General features: G+C 68.6%; 1 protein-coding gene. It reads left to right on the top strand.

Annotated elements, in window-relative coordinates:
• Positions 1 to 42: 42 nt before the first annotated feature.
• The gene (locus I8N68_RS32380; RefSeq protein ID WP_200216909.1) at positions 43 to 1,443 is read left to right on the top strand and encodes an IS30 family transposase; all 1,401 of its coding nucleotides are present in this window, start codon (positions 43 to 45) and stop codon (positions 1,441 to 1,443) included.
• Positions 1,444 to 1,450: the final 7 nt, after the last annotated feature.

The raw sequence follows: 1,450 nt of genomic DNA, 5'->3' as shown, positions 1-1,450 counted from the left end.
GATTCCAGTGGTCGTCGCAACACCCTGATCGAGGGGTGTGTCATGGGAAGACCTGCGGGCTGGACGACGACGGTGACGGGCAGGCCGGCGATGCGGTCGCCGGGGCGGCCGGGGGTGAACGAGCATCGGGAGGTGCGGCGGCAGTTCTGGCGGCGGATCGCTGAGGGTTTGTCGAGCGAGGAGGCCGCGGCGGCGTGTGGTGTGTCGCAGCCGGTGGGTGGGCGCTGGTTTCGTCAGGGTGGCGGTATGTCGCCTTTGTCGCTGACATCTGTGTCGGGCCGGTATCTGTCCTTCGCCGAGCGTGAGGAGATCGCCCTGCTCAAAGCGCAGGGCAAAGGTGTGCGGGAGATCAGCCGGGCGGTGGGCCGTGACGCGTCGACGATCTCGCGGGAACTGCGCCGCAACGCTGCGACGCGGGGTGGTCGCATGGACTACCGGGCCGTGACGGCACAGTGGCATGCCGAGCGCCGTGGCCGGCGTCCGAAGATCGCCAAGCTCGCTACGAATGAGCGCCTGCATGACTATGTGCAGGACCGGCTGGCTGGCGCGATCACCGACGGCGAGGGCCGGCCGATCCCGGGTCCGAACGTGCCGTGGAAAGGGCGCCGGCATGGGCGCCGCGCGGACCGGCGGTGGGGGACGGCGTGGAGCCCGGAGCAGATCAGCAGGCGGCTGCGGCTGGACTTCCCGGATGATGATTCGATGCGGATCTCGCACGAGGCGATCTACCAGGCGCTCTACGTCCAAGGTCGAGGCATGTTGCGCCGGGAGCTGACGGCGTGCCTGCGGACCGGCCGCGCGTTACGGGTGCCGCAGGCCCGCACCCGCCGCCGCGGCAAGCACTTCGTCAGCCCGGAGGTGATGATCAGCCAACGACCTCCCGAGGTCGCCGACCGGGCCGTGCCTGGTCACTGGGAGGGCGATCTGATCATCGGACTCGAACGGTCCGCGATCGGCACGCTGGTCGAGCGCACCACCCGGTTCACCATGCTGCTGCATCTGCCCCGCATGGAAGGACACGGTCAGCAGCCCGTGGTGAAGAACGGCCCGCCGCTGGCGGGGCACGGCGCCGCAGCGGTCCGCGACGCGATCGCCGAACAGATCGCCACCCTGCCCGAGCAGCTACGACGCTCGCTGACCTGGGACCAGGGCGCCGAGATGGCCCAACACCTCCAACTGCGACTGGACACCGGCCTGGCGATCTACTTCTGCGACCCGCACAGCCCGTGGCAGCGCGGCACGAACGAGAACACCAACGGGCTGCTACGCCAGTACTTCCCGAAAGGCACCGACCTATCACGACATTCGGTAAACGACCTGGATGCCATCGCCGCTGCCCTCAACAACCGGCCCCGCAAAACGCTGGGATGGAAGACTCCCGCGGAGGCTCTGGCCGAACACCTAGAATCGGCCCGGGTAGCCGGTGTTGCAACGACTCCTTGAACCTAAG

It is taken from the genome of Micromonospora coerulea (assembly GCF_016598485.1).
Lineage (GTDB): Bacteria > Actinomycetota > Actinomycetes > Mycobacteriales > Micromonosporaceae > Micromonospora > Micromonospora coerulea.
Note: the sequence above shows the minus strand (reverse complement) of the source record. Positions and strands in the feature narration are given on the sequence as shown.